A 25,967-nucleotide genomic window follows, 5' to 3' on the forward strand; every position below is an offset into this window, starting at 1 on the left:
ATTTATCCGCGCCGGCCCTCAATTGCCGGCGCGACCTCTGACTCTTTCAAGGAACGATCAATGCTCAAGGGACTGATACGCCTGGCGCCATGCGCTGCTGTGCTGTTCTCGCTGATTCCAAGTGTCCACGCCGATGATGGCCGACGCGTGTTCACCGGCACGTTGGGCAAAATGCCGATCGTCGTAGAGCTCAACATCACGCAGCAGGACGAAGTAACCGGTCGGTACTTCTACGAAAAATACCATCGTGATTTGCCGCTCAGTGGCGCGTTGCAGAACAGCACGCTGACGTTGACCGAGGGCAATAATCGCTATGGTGACGACAAGCCGCTGTCAACGTTGGAACTGGAAGAAACCGGCAGCGGCTGGCAGGGCGAATGGAAAAGTCCGCAGGGCAAGAAGCTGCCAGTGAAACTCATCGAGGCCAGACTTACCGCCCCCACCTCATCAACTTTGCCGTTCATTGCCGCTTTGCCCTACAGCGAGCCTTACGAGTATTTGCGCCTGCAGGGACTTAAACTGAAACCGGCGAAGAAAGAAAACTTCATGGGCTACCACCTGCAATGGTGGACAGAGCCTGAGACAAAGATTTCACTGTTCAGCGTGGAGTCCGGATTGTCGAAAGATGATCAGCAACGGGTTAACCAGCAGTTGCTTGGACGACTCTGGAATGAGGTCATCAGTTACCACGGCTGCCAGCTGCAGGGCGGCGAAAACGTCGAATTTATGCAACAGGCGCAACCGAAAATGATCTCGCCAGCCGTGGTCAGCCTGAATATCTCGACCAGCTATTACTGCGGCGGCGCGCACCCAGACTTCGGCGATTCACCGCTCAACATTGACGTCAAAACCGGCCACCCGCTGTCCCTCGAAGATGTGCTGTGGGTCGGTGAGGGCAACCCACTTTTACATGCCGAACGCGATAGCTTGGGCGACGAACCTCTGAGCAAGGACGAAAGTAACGCGCGCTATCAGTACGTAAGCAAAGAGTTGGTACCTTGGGTAATCAAGCAATTCACCGCCCTGTACCCCACAGAAATGAAGAAACCGACGGGAGATGACGACTGCAACTTCCAGGATGAGAGCATCTGGGGCACTTCACCTTGGTACTTCACCGAGAAGGGCTTGTACCTCGGCGCCTATTTCGCTCGCGTGCAACGCTCTTGCGATTCACCCGACTGGTCGATCCTGCCGTACTCGCTGATCAAACAACACCCCGGCGCCGCCAAACTGCAACTGCCCCAGGGCTAACCGTCACTCCAGACCCGGCGCTTCACGAATAATGAAGTGATCCAGGTTCTCGATATTGGCATTGAAGACCTCGAAAGGCTTTTCGGGGTTCTTCTTGCCCGGCACCTGCTTCAACTCCGGCGTCACCCCATAGAAAAAACAGAACAACGCCTTGTCGCTATCCACCGCGTGCTTGATCTCCTCCAGAAACGCCTTGCGCTTGCGGTAGTTGTCGATCAGCTTCTTGTTCAGATAAACGCTGACCGGATACGGCTTCTTCTTACTGTCCTCGGGTTTCTTGAACCAGACCTTGTCTTCGAAATCGATACGAAAACTGGCACTGTGAAAGTCCTCGATCTTCTTGATCCGCCCCCAGTAAATCAGCCCCTTGTTGTCCGTCAGATACTCGATCTTCTTGAAGAACGAACTGTACGGCGCCGAATGCTCGCCGACCTTCAACGGCATCCGCTTAAGCAACTCCTTGTCCGCGAAGTTGGAAACAAAACACTCCACCGGATGCGCAAACACACTGGTCTTGTCCGGCGCCGACTCACGACTCGCTGACTCTTTACCACCGTCCGCCGCCGCCCGCACCGGGTCATCCCGCAACACATCCGCCACCCCCGTTGGCGCGATAGGCTTGCGCACATACTCACGGCGGGTCAGCAACAACTCCGAAGGGAAGTGTTCCTCACGCCCGTCATCCACCTCACCATCCGCCGTCTCAACGCCCGACGCCGACGCCTTCAAACTCACGTACGGACAACCCGCCACATGCTGCGTAGTGGGCAGATTCTTGAAGTGCGGCGTGCGCACGTAATTCACGTTCTTGGCGTTGAACGTACCCAACTCGTTGGACGCCTCGAACGCCGAACGACAGGCATCGTTGGGGCACTGGAAGTGCTCCTTCGCCGAGTCAAACGCCACCGTCTCATCGAAATTGAGATCGCGAACGTCATAGATCGACAACTTGTCGTCGAGGCTGAGGCAGTAGGCGAGATCGAATTTCATGGCGGGGCTCGGATCCTTGAGTGGGGGGAGGGGTATTAATAGCGGGAGGTGGCGCGGGTTGCACTGATTGTTTTCAGGATGATGCGGAATATGTGGGAGCCAGCGTGCTGGCGATTTTCGGCATCAACCAGATTTCAATATTCACACCGACATTGCAGGCCACGCATCACCCTGTGGCGAGGGAGCTTGCACCCGCTGGGCTGCGAAGCAGTCCCAAGAACAGCAAATACGGTTAGTCAGATGAACCGCGACTATTCCTTTTCGAGTCTTCCAACGTTGTCATACAGCCAAGCAGTGAAAGCCTCTCTGTCGTCAGAATGGTGGCAGCGTCGATGACAGTTTGGGCATAGCGCTACGGTGTTGGTCTTGAAGTCCGTCCCGTTGTCCGACAAATGCTTAACGTGGTGAACCTCAAGGTAAGGTTCTCCATTCATTTCAAACGGACCTGGTTGTCCACATCCCTCACAGACACCCTTGGCGTTGAACAGAATCCAATCTTTGACTTTGGATGTGCGGGCGTAGGTTTTGGTTGTCCTGACGATTTGCTGAGGTATCTGCACACCCTCTGGCTCACTCACAAAATCACGTTGTTTCGCTCGTTGTACATTTCGAAGTGATGATTCTTCTTGCGTGGAAGGTGTACCGGAATCCAGCGTAATGAGGCCTTTAGATTCTAGGATTTTGATCAGGCGCGCGGTAATCCCCGAACCGAGATTCACCTTTGGTTTGTAGCTAGAGATCGTTTTCAGCCCAAGATCTTCGAACAGAGCGGTAATGTTCTGCAGTCGATAGTCAATCGACTTGGTGTTTCGCCCGGCGAGTACGCCGTTCTGCAGACGCTTATGCTCCAAGGACTTATTGAATTTTTGTTCATTTGGGTAGCGAGTCTGAATATCGAGATAGCCATCAACCGAAGCTTCAAGCTCCTCATCCGACCAGCCACTATTTTCTTTTTCCGTATCCATAAAATCGCCGAGGGTTGAAAACCCTCGGACGATACTGAGTGGCCATCACAGATGTCTACGAAAATTCCTACAAAAAATAGCGACGGATCTTGCGTGCATTCCTACAAGAGCATCGCTCAACCCATCGAATGCTTCGACGCCTGAAACGCCTGAGCGACCCTTCGCCACCAAGGCTTAGTCGCCATCGCTTTTCGTGGTGTCTGATCGCTCAACAGATAAGGCATGTCCCGCAGCCGAATCCAATCTTCGTTCTGCCAATGCAGCAGACTCAAAGACATCTCCGGCCAATCCAACAAACTCAACATCGGCCGATCTGAATGCCCCGAGTGTTCTGCATCGCGTAAGGCCGGCACTACCTGATGAGTTAGCCACTCACGCAGCAACCGATTGCCCGGAACGTAGTGATAAACCAGCAGCGCATAGACGCCGGATTCACTGAGCATCAATTGCTTTTCGGGTTTCCGGAAATACTCAATCGACAGGACGCGACGTTGATCCTTGTCTAGCTTGTTGACCATGCGTTCGCTGAGATGCACACCCATCAAACGACCGATGTCGCGGGCGCAAAACCATGGTTGGTTTTCAACCAAAAGGCCGTGCAGATAGAGGCCGTGGCGTTTAAAAGTCGTGGGAATGATTGGTTCAGCAAGGTCGTCCTCCGAGGTAGTGGGAGGCAGCAGCCATTTTTTTGTAAACATATCCTTACCTCTACGTTTAAGTTAAAAGAGCCGTAACCCAACGTAGAGGAATTAAGAATATCCCAACAAGCATTATTGTTTACGCATTAAACATATATATTCTTGATGGAATATAGATCGTAATGTGTAAATAAGTCAGCTTCTACGTTGGGTGTTTCTTAGGCACCTATGTGTACCTTAGGTGCGATAGGTTTTCGCGTCAATAAGGTTGTGTGCTTTTTTATGTGGGAATTGTCTGTAAATCTAGGCGATGTATTGATATCGCCTAGATTGTTTTCGGTTTGGTTTATTTTTTTAGAGACATAAGAAGTGCGCCAGCGGTGCCCTGGGGAATAAGGCCTTGCGCTATTTTTTTCTGTAAATATGCAGGGAATTTTTGAGGTAAATATATCTTTTCTAGCCAGATTCTGAAATCGCCCAGAGCGCTCAGTGGATATATATTTGCTTCGGTTTTTGCTGCTGATTGAGGGAAGTAGTCTGGGTATTCATGAGGGAATTTTTTTCTCTCACCATGGACTGCTTCGAGATTTTCTGAAGCCCAGTGTCTGGCCCACATCTGCCCAACACTGATGTCTGGAACAGTATGTGTGTCAATGATCAGTCCTGACTCAATTGCAGATACAACGATGTCTGCAATTTCTCTGAAAACACTAAAGAAACCTGCAGGCAGTTTGTTTAGTAAGATTCTGTCGTGGTAGTGGCGCCATGAGTCTAGTTTAAGTGACTCGGGTGAGAATCCAACTCCTTCGTAGATAAAGGCCCGCAGGGTTCTGCGGGCTAGCAGCCTAAAGTTTCTTTGCGCTATCTGGTTGTCGGTATTATCTGAGTCAAATGCGTAATATTCTAGGATTGCCATGCAGACTGTGTCTGGGTAGGCGCTGATTTTTTGGCCGTTTTGCTCTGTTTTAATAACTATTCGTTCAGCTGTGAAATTTTGCTGAATCAATAGCTGTTTAATTCTTTTTCCTCTGGGCTTGAATACTTCATCGTGCCAATTGTTAGCTAAGTCACTGATCGTTTTAGGGTTTACTCCGCAGAGCCTAGCTAAGCCTCTTTCGGTGAGATAAGGGGTAGTGTCGTTCAAAACGCCCATTTGTATCCCGTCGATCTCCGCGAAAGAAGCCGAGGGCAATTCTAGCGGTAGTTCTGACTGCATTAGCTCGCTCATCATCAGCTCCGAATAAGTTTTATGGCTTCATTTATTAGTAATGGAGGGTACAGACAATCCATGTGGGATTCTGGGTTTTTCTTCTTGTTATAAGTTATGCCCTGTTCCAAGCACAGTTTTGCGCACATGGCTCTCAGATGTTGCAGGTCAATAATTATAGACCTGTCCGAGCAGTAGTTTTGCACATCTATAAGGTCGGAGTTATCACTTGGAAGCGTAATTGTCTCGATTTTCTGATTTATTTCTTCGAGTTGTCGCTCGGTTTCTTCAAAGCGTAAACGGGTTTCGTTGGCGAGTTTTTCTCGCTCTTCGATTTCTTTTATAAGTAGATTGGTATGCTGTGCGAGGGTTTGGGCTAGAGACATTATCTCTGAGCTGCCCTGTTTAACTGGTGCGGGGTATGTCCCGTACTTCCTTACTGCCGGTATTACTTCGTGAAATATCCATCTTTGGAATGATTTACTGGCTGGAGTGCTGTCGCGAGAGATTATTCGGTATAAACCGGGTTCTGTAATAAAAACCTCTGTTCTCGGTTGCGCAGATAAATCGTCGATAACTGGGAAGTGTTTGTATTCGTCGCTGTCCAGTACATCGCGTTGAGCTTTTACTAACTGTCCTAGACCAGTTTTACCTTGTTCGTTTATAGCTGTATTTGTTTTTGCTAGAGTCAAAACAACATCTTCTAACGAGATGTATAAGTTTTCATCGATGTAGAAGCTTCTGATTTTCGAGGTGCCATGAATAGCGTGATAATCCAGTAGTATTGGCGTATGCATTTTAATTTCCTATAAAAAAGCCCCGCACTTGCGGGGCTTTAATTTATTCAGCTAAGCATCCTTTAGGCTTTTGCTGTTATAGCATGGCTCAACGCCATCATCAATCCCAGCTCAACGCACCACCAGTTTGGTATTCGATCACGCGAGTCTCAAAGAAATTCTTCTCTTTCTTCAAGTCCATAATCTCGCTCATCCAAGGGAACGGGTTAGTCGTCCCTGGATACTCTTCCTTCAAACCAATCTGCGACAAACGACGGTTAGCGATGAACTTCAGGTAGTCCTCCATCATCGCCGCGTTCATGCCCAGTACGCCGCGAGGCATGGTGTCACGTGCGTATTCGATCTCCAGCTGCGTGCCCTGAAGAATCATCTGGGTCGCTTCTTCTTTCATCTCGGCATCCCACAAATGTGGGTTTTCGATTTTGATCTGGTTGATCACGTCGATGCCGAAGTTCAGGTGCATGGATTCGTCGCGCAGGATGTATTGGAACTGCTCGGCGACGCCGGTCATTTTGTTGCGGCGGCCCATGGAGAGGATTTGGGTGAAGCCGCAGTAGAAGAAGATGCCTTCCAGAACGCAGTAGTAGGCGATCAGGTTGCGCAGCAACTCTTTATCGGTGTCTGGGGTGCCGGTTTCGAACTTTGGATCGGAGATCGAGCGGGTGTACTTCAGGCCCCAGGCTGCTTTTTTCGCGACCGATGGGATCTCGTGGTACATGTTGAAGATTTCGCCTTCATCCATGGCCAGCGATTCGATGCAGTACTGGTAGGCGTGGGTGTGGATCGCCTCTTCGAAAGCCTGGCGCAGGATGTACTGGCGGCATTCCGGGTTGGTGATCAGGCGGTACACGGCCAGGACCAGGTTGTTGGCAACCAGAGAGTCGGCGGTGGAGAAGAAACCGAGGTTGCGCATGACGATGCGGCGCTCGTCGTCGGTCAGGCCTTCCGGGTTTTTCCAGAGGGCGATGTCGGCGGTCATGTTGACTTCTTGCGGCATCCAGTGGTTTGCGCAACCGTCCAGGTACTTCTGCCAAGCCCAGTCGTACTTGAATGGTACGAGTTGGTTGAGGTCGGCGCGGCAGTTGATCATGCGCTTTTCGTCAACGGCGACACGGGCGGAGGCGCCTTCGAGTTCGGCGAGGCCTTCGGCGACGTCGAGGGAGTTCAGTGCAGCCTTGGCGCGGGCCACGGCGGCCGAGTCGTCGGCGGTGACGGCGCGGGCTTCCAGCGCGGCGGCGCCGCCAGCGTTGTCGAGGCGGTCCATGTTGGCTTCGCTTGCGTGGCCGGCGTTGGCGCCTTTCACGGTTGCGACTTCACTGTCTTCTTTATCGAATTCGTCCCAGCTCAGCATGACGTGTCGTCTCCTGCGTGAGGGCTTGTGCCCGTGTGAAACCTGATGGGTTGGTTTTTCACACGGCCAAAGCCGCGTTGGATGTCGTTTTTTGCAGCGCTGCACGCAGGCAAATAAACAGAAATTTTGACGGGTTCCGAGAGCCTCTGATGGGCGCAATCAGCGTCGGGCACTGTTGCGGGGCTTCAGAATGGCTTTTGCTCCCTGTAAGGGAATATTGCTGACCCGTATAGGGCGGCATTATAGGGAAATTTTTACCGGCGTGGTGCGGCGAATCGGCTCATGTGAGGCCGAGGAGGGCGATGATTTCGGTCCGACCGAGGGATTACAGGGCTTTGCGCGGAGTCGACCCTGGCAGATTTTTTTTCGTTAATTTTTTGGCAGGTGTTTTTTTGTTTAAAAAATAGCCAGAAAAGTGCGTTTTTCACTATATCTAGTGTTTTGCAAGCCTTTTTCGCGGCTCCAGACACAACTGAGCCCGACCGGAGCCGGGCTGGAATCGACCCTCAATGCAGCGTTGAGCGATCCGATTCGGTGCAGTCTGATTCAGTTCGTGCAGCCGTTGCCCATGATGCTGTAGCGCAGGATGTGGCGTTGGCCTTTGTGGTCGTCGTATTCCATTGTTGCCGGCACTACTTCGCAGACATTCGGAACCTCGCTCATCGAAACAACTTTGGCGACATCCAGATGGGTGGAGTAAGTGTATTCCTCGATGACCGGTTGTTGCTGTGCGACATCAGTCGGGACCTCGTCTGCCATGGCGGTTGCGCACAGACTGCTGAGGGCCAGAACCAATAAAGCTTTCATTTCTAATTCACCTTTTTGAGGTCGAGTGGGGTCACGCAACCTTTTTAGGGTTGCGTGTGGAGCTTGAGTAGTTGATGCGTTACTTGGAGAGCTGGATTAACGGCCTTCGTGGGGGCTGTAACGTTGTTAATCGCGGTTGCCTTGTTGGCGAGGTGAATTTTAGGGCGGTGGTGTGTCGGTAAACAGGGGCGGTTTTGATAAACACTTTTGATAGATTTGGTAACAATCGATTCAGGTCTTGGTGTCTGGCCGGATGTGGTTTGCCTGACGGACCGCGTTGACTGCATCGCTGGCAAGCCAGCTCCCACATGGAATGCGGACATTTTGTAGGGGCTTGTTACTACCATCGTCGAATGGTTCTATGGGCCCCACCCGGCTACAACGGGGTCATACAAAAACAACTATTACACCGAGGTAGGAAAGATGAGTGCGGCTTCTCTGTATCCCGTTCGTCCCGAGGTTCTGGCAAACACGCTGACTGACGAGGCGACCTACAAAGCCATGTACCAGCAGTCGGTCGTCAACCCTGACGGCTTCTGGCGCGAGCAAGCCAAGCGTCTGGACTGGATCAAGCCTTTCACCACGGTGAAGCAGACGTCGTTCGACGATCACCATGTCGACATCAAGTGGTTTGCCGACGGCACGCTGAACGTTTCCTACAACTGCCTCGACCGCCATCTGGCCGAGCGCGGCGACCAAGTCGCGATCATCTGGGAAGGCGACGATCCTTCCGAAAGCCGCAACATCACCTACCGCGAACTGCACGAGCAAGTGTGCAAACTGGCCAACGCCCTGCGCGGTCAGGACGTGCACCGTGGCGACGTGGTGACCATTTACATGCCGATGATCCCCGAAGCCGTGGTCGCCATGCTGGCCTGCACCCGGATCGGCGCGATTCACTCGGTGGTGTTCGGCGGTTTCTCGCCGGAAGCCCTGGCCGGTCGCATCATCGATTGCCGTTCGAAAGTGGTGATCACCGCTGACGAAGGCATCCGTGCCGGCAAGAAGATTTCCCTCAAGGCCAACGTCGACGACGCCCTGACCAACCCGGAAACCAGCAGCATCCAGAAAGTCATCGTCTGCAAGCGCACCGGTGGCGACATCAAGTGGAACCAGCATCGCGACATCTGGTACGAAGACCTGATGAAAGTCGCGGGCACCGTGTGTGCGCCGAAAGAGATGGGCGCCGAAGAAGCGCTGTTCATCCTTTATACCTCCGGCTCCACCGGCAAGCCGAAAGGCGTGCAGCACACCACTGGCGGCTATCTGCTGTATGCAGCGATGACCCATGAGCGCGTGTTCGACTACCGTCCGGGCGAAATCTACTGGTGCACCGCCGACGTCGGCTGGGTCACCGGCCACAGCTACATCGTCTACGGCCCGCTGGCCAATGGCGCGACCACGCTGCTGTTCGAAGGCGTGCCGAACTATCCGGACATTACTCGGGTGGCGAAGATCGTCGACAAGCACAAGGTCAACATCCTCTACACCGCGCCGACCGCGATCCGCGCGATGATGGCTTCCGGTCAGGCGGCGGTTGAAGGTGCCGATGGCAGCAGCCTGCGTCTGCTCGGTTCGGTCGGTGAGCCGATCAACCCGGAAGCGTGGGACTGGTACTACAAGAATGTCGGCAAGTCGCGTTGCCCGATCGTCGACACCTGGTGGCAGACGGAAACCGGCGGCAACATGATGAGCCCGCTGCCGGGCGCGCATGCGCTGAAGCCGGGTTCAGCGGCGCGGCCGTTCTTCGGAGTGGTGCCGGCGCTGGTGGATAACCTCGGTAACATCATCGAGGGCGAAGCCGAAGGCAATCTGGTGATCCTCGATTCGTGGCCGGGTCAGGCGCGTACGCTGTACGGCGATCACGATCGTTTCGTCGATACCTACTTCAAGACCTTCCGTGGCATGTACTTCACCGGTGACGGCGCGCGTCGCGATGCCGACGGTTACTACTGGATCACCGGGCGCGTGGACGACGTGCTCAACGTCTCCGGGCACCGCATGGGCACCGCCGAGATCGAAAGCGCGATGGTCGCGCATCCGAAGGTGGCCGAAGCTGCGGTGGTGGGTGTGCCGCATGACATCAAGGGGCAGGGCATCTATGTCTATGTGACCTTGAAGAACGGCGAGGAGCCGACCGAGCAATTGCGTCTGGAGTTGAAGAACTGGGTGCGCAAGGAAATCGGCCCGATTGCTTCGCCGGACGTGATCCAGTGGGCGCCGGGGCTGCCGAAGACGCGTTCGGGCAAGATCATGCGCCGCATCCTGCGCAAGATCGCCACGGCGGAATACGATGGGCTGGGCGACATCTCGACCCTGGCGGATCCGGGTGTGGTGCAGCATTTGATTGATACGCACAAGACCATGAATGTTGCTTAAGTAGCGGTTTGATGTGCTGAAAAGCCCTGTTCGGTGTTCGCCGGACAGGGCTTTTTTGTGTCTGCAGATTTTGTGCTGGTAGGGCTGGCCTTATCGCTGACAAGCCAGCTCCCACAGGTTTTGTGGTGTATTGAAGATTTCGGTTGCAGCACGAATCCCTGTGGGAGCTGGCTTGCCAGCGAAGGCGATCTGTCAGACACCGCAGTAGTCACCTGTAGGAAACCGCAACACCCCAACCAATAATTATCGACCTGCACCGTCAGGCCTTTCCCGCTGTTACCCGCCACGACCCAATGTGTAACCGCCCGCGCCAAACCGGGGCGATGGGAAACGCGATGCCCCGTTTTAGAGCCTCATAAGCCCCGCTGAAAAATAAGACACAACGCTGCGCTTGCCGGATTAGAAGGGTTTGCGAATAATGGGCCCGCAACTTGCAATATGTATCGGTTCACTGTCTTTCGCTCTTGCATGAAATTGCAGAGCTGTCAATGAGCTCAAACCGCTTTCTCGGTGCATCTGTAATTAGTTGTCGCATTGAAGAAATATCGGCTTCGGGCCTGTCGTTAGAATGCCGATCACTCGCTCATCGTGGCCGACGTTGAAATCGCCTGCGGTTTCAATGGGAAATTTCCCGCCGATGCGCAACCGATTTCCGATTCACCCATTCGCATATTGGGCTGTCGCTCACTCTGCCGTTTTTGCCCTTTACCGATGGAGTCCCAAGATGAAGAAACTTGTGCTGCTTGGCGCCCTGGCACTGTCCGTGCTGTCGCTGAATGCCGTCGCTGACGAAAAACCTGTGAAGATCGGCATCGAAGCGGCGTACCCTCCATTCGCTTCGAAAGCTCCGGACGGCAGCATCGTCGGTTTCGACTACGACATCGGCAACGCGCTGTGCGAAGAAATGAAGGTCAAGTGCGTGTGGGTCGAGCAAGAGTTCGACGGTCTGATCCCGGCTCTCAAAGTGCGCAAGATCGACGCGATCCTGTCGTCGATGTCGATCACCGAAGATCGCAAGAAGTCGGTCGACTTCACCAACAAGTACTACAACACCCCGGCGCGTCTGGTCATGAAGGCCGGCACTCAGGTCAGCGAGGGTCTGGCTGAGCTGAAAGGCAAGAACATCGGCGTACAGCGTGGCTCGATCCACGAGCGTTTCGCCCGCGAAGTTCTCGCTCCACTGGGCGCCGAGATCAAGCCGTACGGCTCGCAGAACGAAATCTACCTCGACGTGGCTGCCGGTCGCCTGGACGGTACCGTGGCTGACGCTACCCTGCTCGACGACGGTTTCCTGAAAACCGACGCCGGCAAAGGCTTCGCATTCGTTGGCCCGGCCTTCACCGACGTCAAATACTTCGGCGACGGCGTAGGTATCGCGGTGCGCAAGGGCGACGCCCTGAAAGACAAGATCAACACGGCCATCGCGGCCATCCGCGAAAACGGCAAATACAAAGCAATCCAGGACAAGTACTTCGCCTTCGATATCTACGGCAAGTAAGACGTCTCTGCGACAAGTCCGAAATGGCGCAAGCAACAGAATCTCTGCGGTTTGCGCCATTTTTTCATCCCAACTTTCGAGGACCTGAATCATGTTGAAAGGCTACGGGGCTGTCATCCTCGATGGCGCATGGCTGACGCTTCAGCTCGCCTTGTCGTCCATGGCTCTGGCCATCGTTCTCGGGCTGATCGGTGTCGCGTTGCGCCTGTCGCCAGTGCGCTGGCTGGCGTGGCTGGGCGACCTGTATTCGACGGTGATCCGCGGCATTCCCGATCTGGTGCTGATCCTGCTGATCTTCTACGGCGGTCAGGACCTGCTCAACCGCGTTGCGCCAATGCTTGGCTATGACGACTACATCGATCTGAATCCTTTGGCCGCCGGTATCGGTACCCTCGGTTTCATCTTCGGTGCGTACCTTTCGGAGACGTTCCGGGGTGCGTTCATGGCGATCCCCAAGGGCCAGGCCGAAGCAGGCATGGCGTACGGCATGAGCAGTTTTCAGGTGTTCTTCCGGGTGATGGTGCCGCAGATGATTCGCCTGGCAATTCCCGGCTTCACCAACAACTGGCTGGTACTGACCAAGGCCACCGCGCTGATTTCCGTGGTCGGTCTGCAAGACATGATGTTCAAGGCCAAGCAGGCGGCGGATGCCACGCGCGAGCCTTTCACCTTCTTCCTCGCGGTGGCGGCGATGTACCTGGTAATCACCAGTGTCTCGTTGCTGGCATTGCGTCACCTTGAGAAGCGCTACTCGGTAGGCGTAAGGGCGGCTGATCTATGATCTTCGACTACAACGTCATCTGGGAGGCACTGCCGCTGTACTTCGGCGGCCTGCTGACCACCCTCAAACTGCTCGCGCTGTCGCTGTTCTTCGGCTTGCTCGCGGCGTTGCCGCTGGGGCTGATGCGCGTCTCGAAAAACCCGCTCGTCAACGGCGCCGCGTGGCTGTACACCTACGTGATCCGTGGCACGCCGATGCTGGTTCAGCTGTTCCTGATCTACTACGGTCTGGCCCAGTTCGAAGCGGTGCGCGAAAGCTTCCTGTGGCCGTGGCTGTCGAGCGCGACGTTCTGTGCGTGTCTGGCTTTTGCGATCAACACCAGCGCCTACACCGCAGAAATCATCGCCGGCAGCCTCAAGGCCACGCCGAACGGTGAGATCGAAGCGGCCAAGGCCATGGGCATGTCGCGCTTCAAACTGTACAAGCGCATTCTGCTGCCGTCGGCCCTGCGCCGCGCGCTGCCGCAGTACAGCAACGAAGTGATCATGATGCTGCAGACCACCAGTCTGGCGTCGATCGTGACCCTGATCGACATTACTGGCGCGGCACGAACCGTCAACGCGCAGTTCTACCTGCCGTTCGAGGCGTACATCACTGCTGGCGTGTTCTACCTGTGCCTGACCTTCATTCTGGTCAAGCTGTTCAAACTGGCCGAGCGTCGCTGGTTGAGCTACCTCGCGCCACGGAAGCACTGATATGCAACGCATCGACCACGTATTGCCGTGGAGCCACCTGGGCAGCGAGCGCAAAGTCTCGGTTTTCCGTTTCGGTAGCGGCGAGCGCAAGGCCTACATCCAGGCCAGCCTGCACGCCGACGAACTGCCGGGCATGCGCACCGCCTGGGAGCTGAAAAAGCGCCTCGGCGAACTCGAAGCCCAGGGCTTGCTCAACGGTGTGATCGAGCTGGTGCCGGTGGCCAATCCTCTGGGTCTCGGGCAATTGCTGCAAGGCAATTTCCAGGGCCGTTTCGAGGCGGGCAGCGGCAAGAATTTCAACCGTGACTTCGTCGAGCTCAGCGCGCCGGTAGCGGCGGCACTGGGCGACAGGCTCGGCGATGATCCGCATGCCAACGTGCGCCTCATCCGTCAGGCAATGGCCGACCACCTGGCCGGATTGCCCGAAGCGAGCAGCCAGTTGCAAGGCATGCAGCGTGTGCTGCTCAGCCACGCCTGCACCGCCGACGTGGTTCTGGATCTGCACTGCGATGCCGAAGCCGCGCTGCACATGTATGCGCTGCCGCAGCACTGGCCGCAGTGGCGTTCATTGTCGGCGCACCTGAACGTCAAGGTCGGTTTGCTCGCGGAAGATTCCGGCGGCAGCTCCTTCGACGAAGCCTGCTCGTTGCCGTGGCTGCGCCTGTCGCGGCAGTTCCCCGACGCGCAGATTCCGTTGGCATGCCTGGCGACGACCATCGAGCTGGGCGGGCAGGCCGACACCGGCCGCGTCGAAGCCGAGGCTTACGCCGAAGGCATTCTCGCGTTTCTCGCCGAGCAGGGCCTGATCACTGGCGAGTGGCCGAACCCGGCCTTCGAACCGTGCGAAGGCATGCCGTTCGAAGGCACTGAATTGCTGTTTGCGCCGCACCCCGGTGTGGTGAGTTTTTCCCGCAAGCCCGGCGAATGGGTCGAGGCGGGCGACGAGATTTTTCAAGTGATCGACCCTGTGTCCGATCGGGTCAGCACGGTATGTGCTGGTACGTCCGGGGTGCTGTTTGCCATTGAACGGCTGCGCTATGCCCAACCCGGTTTCTGGCTGGCCAAGGTGGCGGGGCGCGAAGCGCTGCGTCACGGGCGCTTGCTCAACGACTGACTGACTGTTTTTGTGAGAACCGACCGCATGTACAAACTTGAAGTCCAAGACCTGCATAAACGCTATGGCAGTCACGAAGTGCTCAAGGGCGTGTCCCTGAAAGCCGCCGCCGGCGATGTGATCAGCATCATCGGCTCCAGTGGCTCCGGCAAAAGTACTTTCCTGCGCTGCATCAACCTGCTCGAGCAGCCGCACGCCGGCAAGATTCTGCTCAACAACGAAGAGCTGAAACTGGTGGCGAACAAGGACGGCGCGCTGAAAGCGGCTGACCCCAAGCAGCTGCAGCGCATGCGTTCGCGCCTGTCGATGGTGTTCCAGCATTTCAACCTGTGGTCGCACATGACCGCACTGGAAAACATCATGGAAGCGCCGGTGCACGTGCTCGGCGTATCCAAGGCCGAAGCCCGCGAGAAAGCCGAGCACTACCTGAACAAGGTTGGCGTGGCCCATCGTAAGGATGCATTCCCTGGGCATATGTCCGGCGGCGAGCAGCAGCGTGTGGCGATTGCCCGTGCGCTGGCGATGGAGCCGGAAGTGATGCTGTTCGACGAACCGACCTCGGCCCTCGACCCGGAGCTGGTCGGCGACGTGCTGAAAGTCATGCAGGCGCTGGCGCAGGAAGGTCGCACCATGGTTGTGGTGACTCACGAAATGGGCTTCGCCCGTGAAGTGTCGAACCAGTTGGTGTTCCTGCACAAAGGCGTCGTCGAAGAAAGCGGCAACCCGCGCGAAGTGCTGGTCAACCCGCAGTCGGAGCGCTTGCAGCAGTTCCTGTCGGGCAGCCTGAAATAAAACAGGACTGCCGTTGTGCACCAGATTAGGTCATGCTTCGCGATCTTCTGGCTGGCTCAGATCCCCTGTGGGAGCGAGCCTGCTCGCGAAAGCGGTAGAACAGCCAGCAATTATGTTGACTGGTACACCGCCTTCGCGAGCAGGCTCGCTCCCACATTCTGATCTTCACCGGTTTCAGGATTTGTGTTCATTTCCGGGCTAGCATTGGCCCATGCCTTCATCACCGTTGTTCGTTTCGGATTGCCCGCCCATGACTGCCCATCGAATTGGTTTCCTGATTTGGCCCAGCACTAAAGCGTTGACGCTGGCGCTGGCGGAGGAGGCCTTGCGTGTTGCGCAGCGGGTGCACCCGGACGTGGTTTACGAACTCACGTTCTTGCAGGCCGAACCGCAGACCGAAGGTGCCTGGCAACTGCCCGGCGAGCCCTGGGCCGGCAAGCTCGAGAATTTCCAGAAACTGTTCCTGCTCGCTGATGAGCCGCCCACCACTTTGGCACCGGCGCTGAGCAGTGCGCTAAAGCAAGTGGTGCGCGCCGGTTGCGTGATCGGTGGTCTCTCGGCTGGTGTCTATCCACTGGCCCAGCTCGGTCTGCTCGACGGTTATCGCGCCGCCGTGCACTGGCGCTGGCAGGACGATTTTGCCGAGCGCTTCCCCAAAGTCATTGCCACCAGTCATCTGTTCGACTGGGATCGCGATCGTCTGACCGCTTGCGGTGGCATGTCGGTGCTCGATCTGCTGCTGGCAGTATTGGCCCGTGATCACGGTGCGGAACTGGCCGGTGCGGTGTCGGAAGAGCTGGTGGTCGAGCGCATTCGCGAGGGCGGTGAGCGTCAGCGCATTCCGTTGCAGAATCGCCTCGGCTCCAGCCATCCGAAACTGACCCAAGCGGTGTTGCTGATGGAAGCCAACATCGAAGAGCCGCTGACCACCGACGAAATCGCCCAGCATGTGTGCGTATCCCGTCGGCAGCTGGAGCGGATCTTCAAGCAGTACCTCAACCGCGTGCCGAGCCAGTACTACCTGGAATTGCGCCTGAACAAGGCCCGGCAGATGTTGATGCAGACCAGCAAGTCGATCATCCAGATCGGCCTGTCCTGTGGCTTCTCCTCGGGGCCGCATTTCTCCAGCGCCTACCGCAATTTCTTCGGTGCCACGCCGCGGGAAGATCGCAACCAGCGGCGCAGCAGCAGCCCGTTCGAATTGTCGTCAGTGCCGCCAGAGCGCGGCTGATCGCGGCTTAACTGTCGCGGTTGAACTCCACGCCGACGGAGATCTCCGACCCGTCACTGTCATCGGGCGATGGATTCAGGTTGACCTGACCGGCCTGCTCTTCAAGCAGACGCATTTGCCGTGCGCGGTTGTAAGCCTCAAGGCGTTGCAGACTTCGCGGGTTCAGTGGGTTGCCGCTGAAGTTGTAGTGCGTCGCCACGTCGCCGGGAGTCGATGGAAACTGACTCCCCAACTCGCTGATGACGTTATCCGCCAGGTTCACTGACTTCAGTCCTGGCAGATCGAACAGTCCTTTGGGCGTTGCGCGCAGGCCGATATTGTTCAGACGCAGTATCTGCAGATTGGCCAGTTTGCTCAGCGCAGGAACGTTGCCCAGCGGATTGTCGCCCAGGTCCAGAGAGACGAGGTTTTGCATTCCGGCGATGGCATCTGCAGTTTGCTGGGGCAGCGTCAGGCGGCAGTCGGGCAAACTCAGGGTCGTCAGTGCATCCAGTCCGGTAATTGCCGGCGGGACTTCCCTCAGCGGGTAATTGCGGATGTCGACCACGCTCAGCTTCGGAAAAAGCTCCACCAGGCGATTGACGCCGGGAGGCGAAGCGGAGGTGCTGGTCAGTTCCAGCTGTTCGATGTAGTCGAAGCGTCCGGCCAATGGCGGCAACTCTCCCGAGAAGGCCAGATCGCAGACGAACGCGTTGTCCTTTGGCGATTTCGGATAGCGGCGCAGGCGCGCCTCCAGATTTTCCTTAAAGCGTTTTCGGCTGACTGATTCCCGCCGCGCCGCTTCGCCGGTCAGCGGTGTACGCAAAACCGGATGGTGCGCAGTCTCGTTGCACCAGGTATCGAGTCGCGTGAGCAGGCGCGTCATCTCCGTCTGTCGGCGCGCCAGTTCGACACGTCCGTCCGCCAGTGTGCCCGGCAGACGGTACAACAAGTCGTTGGCTTCCAGGCCGGTCAACGAGGGGTACAGCGATTGCATCAGGTTGAGGTCGGCCGGTTCGGCCCAGACGCCAAAGTTGTCTGCGGTCATTTGAAACGTTGCCTTGATGCGTTCTCTGGACGCCGCTGACAGCGGATTGGCGCCTACGTCAATGCCATGCCCGGCGTAAGGAACGAGGTCGCCGGGCAGCTCGGCAATGTTGTTGTCGTTCAATAACGCAGCGTTCAACTGTGGCAGTCGCTCAAGCCCTGCGGGCACAGAGTCGATTCCGGTCCGGATCAGGTCGAGAAATCTCAGATCCGTCAGCGCTGATACGTCCGGGGTGGCCTCCAGAGTGTTGCCGAACAGGTCCAGCGCCTTCAAACGGCCCAGCGTGGACAAGATCGCTTGCCCCGCCGCATCGAGCGTGATCCGGCATTTGCTCAGCATCAGGGTTTCCAGCGACGGTGTGCTCTGCAGAGCCTGCGGGATCCGGCCAAGGTTGAAGTCTTTGAGTTCCAGCCCGCTTAATCCGTTGAAGCTGCGCAGAAAGCCGTCAGGCACGCTCAGCCCCGGATTACCATCAATTTGCAAATGCGTAATGTGGCCGAAATCAGCGTTCAACGGCGGTAATTCGCCGGCAAACTTAGCGCTCGTTTCAAACCTGTCCAGGCGTAACGCCAAGTTTCCGGTTCGTCGGCCGCGCCACAGTCGTTCCAGTCGCTTGGCGAATTCTTGTCTGGCGTCCAATTGCGCCACTCTTTGCTCGGCCGTCCAGAATTGTCCTGTGGACGGATCATTGGCCGGGATTTGGTCACGCCATGTATTGAGGTCGGCGATCATTCGGGCGAGTTCCGCTTCCCAGCGAAGCAACTGCGCCGTGCCGGCCTGCAAGGTGCCGGGCAGACGGTAGATCATGTCGCTGGCCGCCAAGTCGTTCAGTCCCGGGAAAAGCTTTCGCGCCAAGGCGATGTCCGCCGGCGCGGGGCTCACCCCAAAGTCGTGTGCGTGGCTGGCATGGTAGCGCTTGATTCGCTCACGGGTAGCGAGGGACAGCGGGTTGTCGTTCAGATACAAGCCATCGAGGCGTTGTGGATTCGCGGCGAATAGAGTCTCCGGCAACTCTGTGATGAGGTTGTCATTGAGGTACGCGTACTGCAGAACCGGGTGATCGACAATGCCTTCGGGCAGGACGGTCAGGCCGGCATTCATCAGAAAGACATCCACCAGCGCCGGCATGGTGCGCAGATCGGGCGCCATGGCCAGCGGGTTATTACTCAGATCCAAAAGCTTGAGCGTGGGCAAGGAATTGAGTACTTCCTGTCCGGCAGGTGTGAGCTTCACGGCGCAATGACTCAGGCGCAGTTCCTTGAGCGTGTGCAGGTCCGCCACAAATGCTGGTATATCGTTCAGGGCAACGGCTTTGAGCTCCAGAGCCTGCAGGTTGGGGAAGCGTTCGATGAACGTGCCGATGTTACTGATTGCAGCGTTTGCGTTGAGCTTCAGACTTGCAACGTGGCTGAAATCCGCCGACAGCCGTGGCATGTCGCCAAAAAACTTCAGGTCGGCGGCAAAAAACTCGCTTCGCGCTGCAGTCTCGTTCGACCGCTGTCGCCAAAACGCTTCCAATGCTTCTTTGAACGCCGTTCGCGCCGCCGTTTGCGTCTGTAATTCATCGGCCGACAGCACCTGCCCGGTAACCGGGTGAGTGGCGGTGATTTGCTCTGTCCATTGCGCGAGATCGAGCTGCATCTGCTCCAGCTCTGCGCGCCATTGATCAAGCTGCATGCGACTGTCCGCCAGGTCGCCTGGCAGGTCGTAAATCATATCGCTGGCCTGTTGCTGATCCAGCCCGGTAAACAGTTGTCGGGCAAGGGCAATGTCCTGATCATCGGCGCGCACATCAAAATCGTTCTGATGGAGGCGGTAATAGGCTTTGATCTTGTCGCGTGTCGTGGCCGAGAACGGGTTGTCGGAAAGATAAATGCCGTCGCTGCGAGCCCCCGGGATCTCGAACAGGGCGTCGGGGAGGTCGGTGATGCGGTTGCCGGTCAGCACCGCAATGGGCAGCTTCGGATGAGTGGCCAGCCCATCGGGGAGTACAGTGAGACCGCTGTTGGACAGGTCGATGTATCTCAGTTCAGGCAGCAGATTCAGATCGGGAAATGTCCCCAGCGGGTTGTCGCCCAGGTCCAGCCTGCGCAGGCCGTTCATGGACATCAGGGCTGCCTCGTTTTCGGGGGTCAGAACCACGCCGCAGTTTTTCAGCTCCAGTTCGGTCAGACCGGGCAGGCTGATTCCGGCCAGCGTCGGTGTATCCAGTGCGAAGCTGTCCAGACGCAGGGTAGTCAGGTTGGGGAAGTGTTCCACGAAAGGAGCGATGGCGGAGAGGTTGCTGTTGCCGCTCAGGTTCAATCGCGACACATGGGCGAAATTGGCGCTGAGGACGGGCATGGCGCCGCTGAACTCGGCATGCGCCCTCAGCTCGTCAGCGCGGCCGAACCCGGTCCGGGTGCGCCAGAACAACTGAATTTGCCGGGCGAAGGAGCGCCTTGCATTGGTCTCGCGGGTCTGTGCTTCAGGGCTCAACGGCTCGTCCGATCCAGATGGAGTCACGGAAGCCTGTTCGACCCACCGCTCCAGTTCGAGATTGAGTTGTCTCAGCTCTGCCTCCCAGCGTGACAACTGTGCCCGTCCCTCGGCCCAGTTCCCGGGCAACCGGTACAACACCTCAGTAGCCTGCTCGGCGTCAATATTGGGAAACAGGTTCATGGTGCGTTGCAGGTCTTGCGTCTCGGGGCGGACACCGAAGTATTTGCCGGTGTGGTTGTAATAGTTTTTCACCCGTTCCCTTGATGCCGTCGACAATGGATTGTCGGCAAAGGTGTAGCCATCGCTGAGGGAGCTGGCGAGGTTGAAGAACCGCTCGGGAATGCTCGTGATCCGGTTGCCGTCGAACTGCGCGGAGATCAATCGCGGGTGATCGAGCAGGTCATCCGGCACGGCGTAGAGCCCGGTATTGGACAAGTTGACGTAGCGCAGCGAAGGCATCGTGTGCAGGTCGGGAGGCAGGCCCAGCGAGTTGCCTTGCAGGTCCAGCAGGGTGAGTTGTGGTAGCGACGCGAGCACCGATTGCGTGGTGGTGGTCAGGCTGATCCGGCAATCACGCATGCGCAATTCGCGAAGCGCCGGCATCGAGGTGAGCGACTGAGGCAGGCTCGGCAGGTTGAGATTGTACGCATCCAGTCTCTGCAACCGCTGGAACGACTGCAAAAAGCTGTCGAAAGAACCGGTCATGGTGTTGCCATCGATCGCCAGCCAGGTGATATGGCTGAAATCGGCCGACATCACCGGCAAGTCACCCATGATGCGGAGAGTCAGCAACATGGCGTGGCCCGAGGCGGCACCCTGCGCATCGATCCCGACGACATTCTCCCGTCGCCAGCCCTGCAGCAGTTGTTCCCTGAATAAACGTCGGTTGCGAATTTCGGCTTGCCGCTCGATTGACGTGAGCGCGCTGCCTGTCAGAGGGTGCCGGGCGGGCGGGTTGTTGGCCCAGACCTGAAGCTCGTTCTGCAATTGCAGGTAGTCGGTTTGCAGACGGACCATTTCCGCGCGCCAGCCCAGAGGATTGGCGCGCAGGCGTTGTGCGAGTCGGCTTGATTCCGCGGCCGACATCCTTGGATAGAGTGTTCTTATGTCGTGCTCAAGGGCGTCAATGGTCTCGCCTGTCACGACGATTGGAGGGGGAAGACGCGGGTAACCCTCCGTCCCCAGGATCCGTAATGTGTCGGTCATCGGTGGCTTGATCGGATTCTCCGACAGCACCTGCCGCAGCTCGCTGCGTTCCAGCGTGTGTTCGCGAACCGCGGTTTTCAGTGTCTGGCCCTCACCGATTTGCAGGGCGAGGCTCTGGCGTTCACTGTCCGGCAGCGCATAGAGCAGGCTGGAGTAGAAGTCACTGAGCGAATGCAGTGCCTGGCCGCGATCGTCGTAAGGTTGATATTGACCATCATCGTTGCGCACGAGGACTTTCTGCTCGGGAGCCTCTTCGCTTCCGATGCTATCGAGGACCGGGCCGTCGTAGCGGCCGTGGCGGATTTCGATGCGCACGTCGCCGCTCCAGCCTGGCAGCAGTTTCAGGCTGTGCAGGGCGAGGGAATCGGAATCGGCATTGCTCACCGAGCCGAGCTGCAGTCCTTCGTAGGCGCGGGTGACGCGCACTTCCTGGCGCGCCAGTTGCAGCAGCTCCTGCTGACGCGGCGGAACCTGGCCCTGATCCAGCTGCAACATTTCGTCGCCGGTAGCGGTGTCGAGCAGTTCGCGGGTGACGCTGGCCGGCAGCTCGGGTGCCTGGGCCTTGAGCGGTTGGGCCAGTGGATCGTCGATACCCTGCAGCGCCTGATAGCGCGACTCGAACAGCGCGCTTTTGTGGGTTTTCGCAAGGCCGGCCAATTGCTTGCGCAGGGTCTGGCTGCGGACATCCAGTGGTGGGGTCAGCGCAAAGGGTTCGTCAAGCAGCGCCTTGATTTGTTCTTCGTCGAGGGCGGAGAGCAAGGATTTGAGCAGGTCGCCACCGATCAGCCGATCCTGCCTCAACTCGGTCAGGGGCAAGCTTTCGTCTGCGGAGGATTGCCAGAGCAGTTCGCCGTTGCGATCAACCAGACGCAGCCGCCTGTTGCTCGGCCAACGGCCATGGTCGGTCAGCAGTTGCAACTGGGTGACCGGATCGGCACGCAAGAAATCTTCAGACGTTTCGCTGTCCATCTGATCGACGAAGCGCTGCAGCTGCTGGTCGATCTTGAAGCGCTGAATGCTGTCGGCCAGCAGCGGCGGGAGCTTTTCCCGATTGACGTGCATCTTGCGCAAGGCGTCTTCGCTGGTGCCGCTGACCTGCAGAATGGTTTCCCGCTCGGCCGGCGAAAAGCTCTCCACCGAAGGGCCGATGCGGCGCAGTGCGGTTTCGCCGTCCCATTCGAGCGGTTGTTCGAGCTCTGTGTGCCAGGCGCCCTCACCGTTGTGGCGGACTGCAGGCTGGTAGGCGTCGGGCCGGGTGGGGTGTTCGATGCGGTACTGCCCGGGCTCCTCGGCGGGCTTCAGGGAAAAATGCGCATCGTCGAGCGGCAGAAGTTGCTTGCCCTGATGGGCGTGCAGGCCCAGTGCGTCGGGTCGCGAGTCGACGGGCGGACGCAGCGGGTGCTTGTAGCGCTCAAGATCGGGCTGCCAGTAGCGGGTTTCGCCTTTGGCCAGTTTCACCGGTTTGAAACGGTCGATGAACGCCAACACGTCTGCAGGCAGCACCTTGCGAAACTCGGCTGCGCCAATCGCACCGCCCACCGCGAACAGGCCCAGCTGAATCATCGATTCGACGGTGTCCATCAGGTGCCCGATGGCTTCGGTGTTGCGACCCTGTGCCCATTCGACGATGCCTTCGAAGGTTTCGTCGAGCATCTGGTAAGCCATATACGCCATCATTGCTTCGCCCAGTACCGGCACGAATGGCGCGACAATCAGGGCTGCGGTCTGGGCGATGCTGGAAAGGATATTGACCACCGAATCCCAGAAGGCCCAGCGTGCGCGTTGATCGACCCAGGCCGTCGGGACGGCGATGACCCGGGCATCGTTGAAGACCTTGTTCAGTTTGGCCTGGTGCAGGTGTTGCCACAGGCCATCGTAAAACGGCACCAGCGTGGTTTGCAGGTCAGGCCGTTCCACGGGCGCCTCGCGCCACGCGGGCAGGGCGCTGCCGGGCTCGTGGGGATGCCATTTGATTGCGCTCAGGCGGCTGTTGATTGTGCTGAAGAAGTAGCCGCGCTGTTCGTGATTGACGAAGCGGCTGAAGAACTGCTGGTACTCTTTTGAGCGCAACTGGCGCGTCAGCTCGACGAGCATTTCAGCCGGGGACGCATATTCCTTGAACGGATGCTCGGGATCATTCGGTACATAGGCCACGACGCGTGCGACATTGCGCGTCTGGTACAGATCCGCAGCGAACACGACGATGCCGGTGAGTGGTGCGCAGAGCATCGTCACGTCATGACACAGCACCGGTGCACCGTTGATGTAAAGCCCGTCATGCCGTCGAGCATGGCGTCGACCAGGCGGAAATGATTTTCCGACACGTCACGGTGCATCCGCGCCCACTGCAGCGCGGCTTTCATCGCGGCCTTCTCGCTGGCGTCCAGTTTGGCGCGCAGGCTCGAGGCGAGCGCAGGGTCGGAGTAACCGAGATTTTTTTCCAGGCTGGCCTTGTACTGCGCACCGATATCCAGTCGGCGGCACAGTTGGGTAAACGCCGGGATGCTCAGTCTGGCCTTGATGTCCGGCAGTGGCTCGAACTGCCCGCTGGCCGATGGTGCGGTGGTGTAGGTCGATGCGGCTTCGAAAGCGTTTTCGTAGGTTTCACGGTCTTCGAAGTTATGCAGTGCGGCGTCCAGCAACGACACCGTCCAGACGCGGGCGCCGGTGCTGATGGCAAACCATGGTGTCGTCACCGGAATATACAAGCGCACATAGGTGTTTCTGACATCCACGTCGAGGTTGAAGCAGTTTTTCAGTTCCGCTTTGAGCAGAGGCTCGGCGAAAGCGGCGGCGTCCTGCAGATGTTCCAGGCTTTTGTCTACCTCGCTCTGCGCGGTGAGAGTGGTCGCAGTGAGTTTCTTCATCACGGCGTGTTGCTCGGCGGGAGCGGACTTGAGCGCCTCAGGCACTAGAGGCGGGCTGTTTTTCAGTGCCTCGCGGCGGGAGGCCGAGGTGTTGCCGAGCCATTGGGGAATCGCGTTTTTCAGCGGTTGATAGTGCTCGTCCGGATGTTGTGGTTCGGGCGTCTTGCTAAAGGTTGTCGGTGAGTGGCCATCAGACAGGTGCATGAGCATTCCTTGGCGTTGAGAAGAACCCTCAGCAAATCAGCAACAAGCGCCCACCGTGCGGTACATATTTATCTCTCTGCGGCGAGGCTGACTTGGTATTCTGCGCGGCCTGCCGCAAATCGGCCGCGCCCGGTAAACTGCGCCTTTGCGACGCTATATGTCGCATTGCCGTAAACCCGGGAAAATCCGGGGTTTGCGCTATAAGAAGTTGTCGCTTGGCGACAAGGCCGGGCACCCAACTGTCCTTACAATCCCCTCATCGCTCGCCAGTTCCAGGCGGGTGTTCCTCTTCAGGAGACTCCGATGTCCGTTGAGCACGCTGCGGTACAACGCGCCGATTTCGACCAGGTAATGGTTCCCAACTACGCGCCTGCCGCTTTCATTCCGGTGCGTGGCGCCGGTTCCCGGGTCTGGGATCAGGCCGGCCGCGAGCTGATCGACTTCGCCGGCGGGATTGCCGTCAACGTCCTGGGCCACGCGCATCCGGCGCTGGTCGGTGCGTTGACCGAACAGGCGAACAAGCTGTGGCACGTGTCCAACGTGTTCACCAACGAACCGGCGCTGCGCCTGGCGCACAAGCTGATCGACGCCACGTTTGCCGAGCGCGTGTTCTTCTGCAACTCCGGCGCCGAAGCCAATGAGGCCGCATTCAAGCTGGCCCGTCGCGTCGCATTCGACCGTTTCGGCACTGAGAAATACGAAATCATCGCCGCACTGAACAGCTTCCACGGCCGTACCCTGTTCACCGTCAACGTCGGTGGCCAGTCGAAGTATTCCGACGGTTTCGGCCCGAAGATCACCGGCATTACCCACGTTCCGTACAACGATCTGGCCGCGCTGAAAGCCGCGGTGTCCGAGAAGACCTGCGCGGTCGTGCTCGAGCCGATCCAGGGTGAGGGCGGCGTGCTGCCGGCCGAGTTGGCCTACCTGCAAGGTGCCCGCGAGCTGTGCGACGCCAACAACGCATTGCTGGTGTTCGACGAAGTGCAGACCGGCATGGGCCGCAGCGGCAAGCTGTTCGCCTACCAGCATTACGGCGTGACCCCGGACATCCTCACCAGCGCCAAGAGCCTGGGCGGCGGTTTCCCGATCGCGGCGATGATGACCACCGAAGCGCTGGCCAAACATCTGGTCGTCGGCACCCACGGCACCACTTACGGCGGCAACCCGCTGGCCTGCGCCGTCGCCGAAGCGGTGATCGACGTGGTCAACACCCCTGAAGTGTTGAACGGCGTGAACGCCAAGCACGACAAGTTCAAGACCCGCCTGCAACAGATCGGCGAGAAATACGGCCTGTTCACTCAGGTGCGTGGTCTCGGTCTGCTGATCGGTTGCGTGCTGAGCGAAGCCTGGAAAGGCAAGGCCAAGGACATCTTCAACGCCGCCGAACAGGAAGGCCTGATGATTCTCCAGGCCGGCCCCGACGTGATCCGTTTCGCCCCGAGCCTGGTGGTGGAAGACGCCGATATCGATGCCGGTCTCGACCGCTTCGAACGCGCCGCGGCGAAGTTGACGCAAGCCTGATGGACCTTTCAGCGCCTGGAGGTTTTCGGGCGCCGAAGCCAATTTTTTACATCGGACAGATTCGACTGTCGGAGTGAGCCCTGTGGTGAGGGGATTTATCCCCGTTGGGGCGCGAAGCACCCCCAGAAAAGGGGCCACTACGCAGCCCAACGGGGATAAATC

At 57.7% G+C, this 25,967-nt stretch carries 18 protein-coding genes; 9 read left to right on the forward strand and 9 right to left on the reverse strand.

The window, feature by feature from the left end:
• Nucleotides 1–60 precede the first annotated feature (60 nt).
• Entirely contained in the window at nt 61–1,251 is a 1,191-nt protein-coding gene (locus tag ACMYUN_RS21800; RefSeq protein WP_415761749.1) for a hypothetical protein, read from the forward strand.
• A gap of 3 nt (nt 1,252–1,254) precedes the next feature.
• Here the strand turns inward: ACMYUN_RS21800 and ACMYUN_RS21805 are convergent, their stop codons facing one another.
• The 7 genes from ACMYUN_RS21805 to ACMYUN_RS21835 all read right to left on the reverse strand — a co-directional run bounded on the left by ACMYUN_RS21805 (nt 1,255) and on the right by ACMYUN_RS21835 (nt 8,006).
• Nucleotides 1,255–2,241, reverse strand: coding sequence for a hypothetical protein (locus ACMYUN_RS21805; protein ID WP_415761750.1), 987 nt, complete (start codon nt 2,239–2,241; stop codon nt 1,255–1,257).
• Nucleotides 2,242–2,492: 251 nt separating this feature from the next.
• Nucleotides 2,493–3,206, reverse strand: a complete 714-nt coding sequence (locus ACMYUN_RS21810) for an HNH endonuclease (protein ID WP_415761751.1) — start codon at nt 3,204–3,206, stop codon at nt 2,493–2,495.
• 116 nt (nt 3,207–3,322) lie between these two features.
• Nucleotides 3,323–3,904 carry a Bro-N domain-containing protein gene (locus ACMYUN_RS21815; RefSeq protein ID WP_415761752.1) on the reverse strand — a complete coding sequence of 194 codons (582 nt, stop codon included), beginning with the start codon at nt 3,902–3,904 and terminating at the stop codon, nt 3,323–3,325.
• A 286-nt stretch (nt 3,905–4,190) separates the two neighbouring features.
• A complete protein-coding gene (locus tag ACMYUN_RS21820) occupies nt 4,191–5,072 on the reverse strand; it encodes a hypothetical protein (RefSeq protein ID WP_415761753.1) in 882 nt (293 codons plus the stop codon).
• A gap of 2 nt (nt 5,073–5,074) precedes the next feature.
• Nucleotides 5,075–5,848 carry a Bro-N domain-containing protein gene (locus tag ACMYUN_RS21825; RefSeq protein ID WP_415761754.1) on the reverse strand — a complete coding sequence of 258 codons (774 nt, stop codon included), beginning with the start codon at nt 5,846–5,848 and terminating at the stop codon, nt 5,075–5,077.
• Between the two features lie 100 nt (nt 5,849–5,948).
• A complete protein-coding gene (locus ACMYUN_RS21830) occupies nt 5,949–7,199 on the reverse strand; it encodes a ribonucleotide-diphosphate reductase subunit beta (RefSeq protein ID WP_039757978.1) in 1,251 nt (416 codons plus the stop codon).
• Between the two features lie 546 nt (nt 7,200–7,745).
• The gene (locus tag ACMYUN_RS21835; RefSeq protein ID WP_129997446.1) at nt 7,746–8,006 is read right to left on the reverse strand and encodes a DUF2790 domain-containing protein; all 261 of its coding nucleotides are present in this window, start codon (nt 8,004–8,006) and stop codon (nt 7,746–7,748) included.
• Nucleotides 8,007–8,429: 423 nt separating this feature from the next.
• Here ACMYUN_RS21835 and acs point away from each other — a divergent pair, with 423 nt between their 5' ends.
• The 7 genes from acs (at nt 8,430) to argR (ending at nt 16,496) form a co-directional block, all read left to right on the forward strand.
• Entirely contained in the window at nt 8,430–10,385 is a 1,956-nt protein-coding gene (gene acs / locus ACMYUN_RS21840; protein WP_277758922.1) for an acetate--CoA ligase, read from the forward strand.
• Between the two features lie 724 nt (nt 10,386–11,109).
• The gene (locus ACMYUN_RS21845; RefSeq protein WP_024014020.1) at nt 11,110–11,883 is read left to right on the forward strand and encodes an ABC transporter substrate-binding protein; all 774 of its coding nucleotides are present in this window, start codon (nt 11,110–11,112) and stop codon (nt 11,881–11,883) included.
• A 91-nt stretch (nt 11,884–11,974) separates the two neighbouring features.
• The gene (locus tag ACMYUN_RS21850) at nt 11,975–12,664 is read left to right on the forward strand and encodes an ABC transporter permease (RefSeq protein ID WP_016773583.1); all 690 of its coding nucleotides are present in this window, start codon (nt 11,975–11,977) and stop codon (nt 12,662–12,664) included.
• The gene (locus tag ACMYUN_RS21855) at nt 12,661–13,359 is read left to right on the forward strand and encodes an ABC transporter permease (protein ID WP_016773584.1); all 699 of its coding nucleotides are present in this window, start codon (nt 12,661–12,663) and stop codon (nt 13,357–13,359) included. The genes ACMYUN_RS21850 and ACMYUN_RS21855 overlap by 4 nt, the downstream gene beginning before the upstream one ends.
• Before the next feature lies 1 nt (nt 13,360).
• Nucleotides 13,361–14,473, forward strand: coding sequence for a succinylglutamate desuccinylase/aspartoacylase family protein (locus tag ACMYUN_RS21860; protein ID WP_016773585.1), 1,113 nt, complete (start codon nt 13,361–13,363; stop codon nt 14,471–14,473).
• Nucleotides 14,474–14,500: 27 nt separating this feature from the next.
• Entirely contained in the window at nt 14,501–15,265 is a 765-nt protein-coding gene (locus tag ACMYUN_RS21865; RefSeq protein WP_003227281.1) for an ABC transporter ATP-binding protein, read from the forward strand.
• A gap of 250 nt (nt 15,266–15,515) precedes the next feature.
• On the forward strand, nt 15,516–16,496 hold the full coding sequence (gene argR, locus ACMYUN_RS21870; RefSeq protein WP_415761755.1) for a transcriptional regulator ArgR: 981 nt from the start codon (nt 15,516–15,518) through the stop codon (nt 16,494–16,496).
• Nucleotides 16,497–16,503: 7 nt separating this feature from the next.
• Here the strand turns inward: argR and ACMYUN_RS21875 are convergent, their stop codons facing one another.
• Nucleotides 16,504–23,439, reverse strand: a complete 6,936-nt coding sequence (locus tag ACMYUN_RS21875) for a dermonecrotic toxin domain-containing protein (protein WP_415761756.1) — start codon at nt 23,437–23,439, stop codon at nt 16,504–16,506.
• Nucleotides 23,440–23,441: 2 nt separating this feature from the next.
• Nucleotides 23,442–24,281 (reverse strand): dermonecrotic toxin domain-containing protein, encoded by an 840-nt coding sequence (locus ACMYUN_RS21880; protein ID WP_415761757.1) that lies wholly within the window; start codon nt 24,279–24,281, stop codon nt 23,442–23,444.
• A 303-nt stretch (nt 24,282–24,584) separates the two neighbouring features.
• Between ACMYUN_RS21880 and ACMYUN_RS21885 the strand changes: the two genes are divergently transcribed.
• Nucleotides 24,585–25,805, forward strand: coding sequence for an aspartate aminotransferase family protein (locus ACMYUN_RS21885; protein WP_016773586.1), 1,221 nt, complete (start codon nt 24,585–24,587; stop codon nt 25,803–25,805).
• Nucleotides 25,806–25,967 lie beyond the last annotated feature (162 nt).

The organism is Pseudomonas sp. CP4 (genome assembly GCF_047758505.1).
GTDB lineage: Bacteria > Pseudomonadota > Gammaproteobacteria > Pseudomonadales > Pseudomonadaceae > Aquipseudomonas > Aquipseudomonas fluorescens_AO.

Excerpts from the sequence above, each read along its gene's own strand:
- argR (WP_415761755.1), top strand. The coding sequence starts at position 15,516 with ATGACTGCCCATCGAATTGGTTTCCTGATTTGGCCCAGCACTAAAGCG.
- ACMYUN_RS21860 (WP_016773585.1), top strand. The coding sequence starts at position 13,361 with ATGCAACGCATCGACCACGTATTGCCGTGGAGCCACCTGGGCAGCGAG.
- ACMYUN_RS21875 (WP_415761756.1), bottom strand. The coding sequence starts at position 23,439 with ATGCTCTGCGCACCACTCACCGGCATCGTCGTGTTCGCTGCGGATCTG.
- ACMYUN_RS21855 (WP_016773584.1), top strand. The coding sequence starts at position 12,661 with ATGATCTTCGACTACAACGTCATCTGGGAGGCACTGCCGCTGTACTTC.
- ACMYUN_RS21885 (WP_016773586.1), top strand. The coding sequence starts at position 24,585 with ATGTCCGTTGAGCACGCTGCGGTACAACGCGCCGATTTCGACCAGGTA.
- ACMYUN_RS21825 (WP_415761754.1), bottom strand. The coding sequence starts at position 5,848 with ATGCATACGCCAATACTACTGGATTATCACGCTATTCATGGCACCTCG.
- acs (WP_277758922.1), top strand. The coding sequence starts at position 8,430 with ATGAGTGCGGCTTCTCTGTATCCCGTTCGTCCCGAGGTTCTGGCAAAC.
- ACMYUN_RS21820 (WP_415761753.1), bottom strand. The coding sequence starts at position 5,072 with ATGAGCGAGCTAATGCAGTCAGAACTACCGCTAGAATTGCCCTCGGCT.
- ACMYUN_RS21835 (WP_129997446.1), bottom strand. The coding sequence starts at position 8,006 with ATGAAAGCTTTATTGGTTCTGGCCCTCAGCAGTCTGTGCGCAACCGCC.
- ACMYUN_RS21845 (WP_024014020.1), top strand. The coding sequence starts at position 11,110 with ATGAAGAAACTTGTGCTGCTTGGCGCCCTGGCACTGTCCGTGCTGTCG.
- ACMYUN_RS21805 (WP_415761750.1), bottom strand. The coding sequence starts at position 2,241 with ATGAAATTCGATCTCGCCTACTGCCTCAGCCTCGACGACAAGTTGTCG.
- ACMYUN_RS21865 (WP_003227281.1), top strand. The coding sequence starts at position 14,501 with ATGTACAAACTTGAAGTCCAAGACCTGCATAAACGCTATGGCAGTCAC.
- ACMYUN_RS21810 (WP_415761751.1), bottom strand. The coding sequence starts at position 3,206 with ATGGATACGGAAAAAGAAAATAGTGGCTGGTCGGATGAGGAGCTTGAA.
- ACMYUN_RS21815 (WP_415761752.1), bottom strand. The coding sequence starts at position 3,904 with ATGTTTACAAAAAAATGGCTGCTGCCTCCCACTACCTCGGAGGACGAC.
- ACMYUN_RS21800 (WP_415761749.1), top strand. The coding sequence starts at position 61 with ATGCTCAAGGGACTGATACGCCTGGCGCCATGCGCTGCTGTGCTGTTC.
- ACMYUN_RS21850 (WP_016773583.1), top strand. The coding sequence starts at position 11,975 with ATGTTGAAAGGCTACGGGGCTGTCATCCTCGATGGCGCATGGCTGACG.
- ACMYUN_RS21830 (WP_039757978.1), bottom strand. The coding sequence starts at position 7,199 with ATGCTGAGCTGGGACGAATTCGATAAAGAAGACAGTGAAGTCGCAACC.
- ACMYUN_RS21880 (WP_415761757.1), bottom strand. The coding sequence starts at position 24,281 with ATGCACCTGTCTGATGGCCACTCACCGACAACCTTTAGCAAGACGCCC.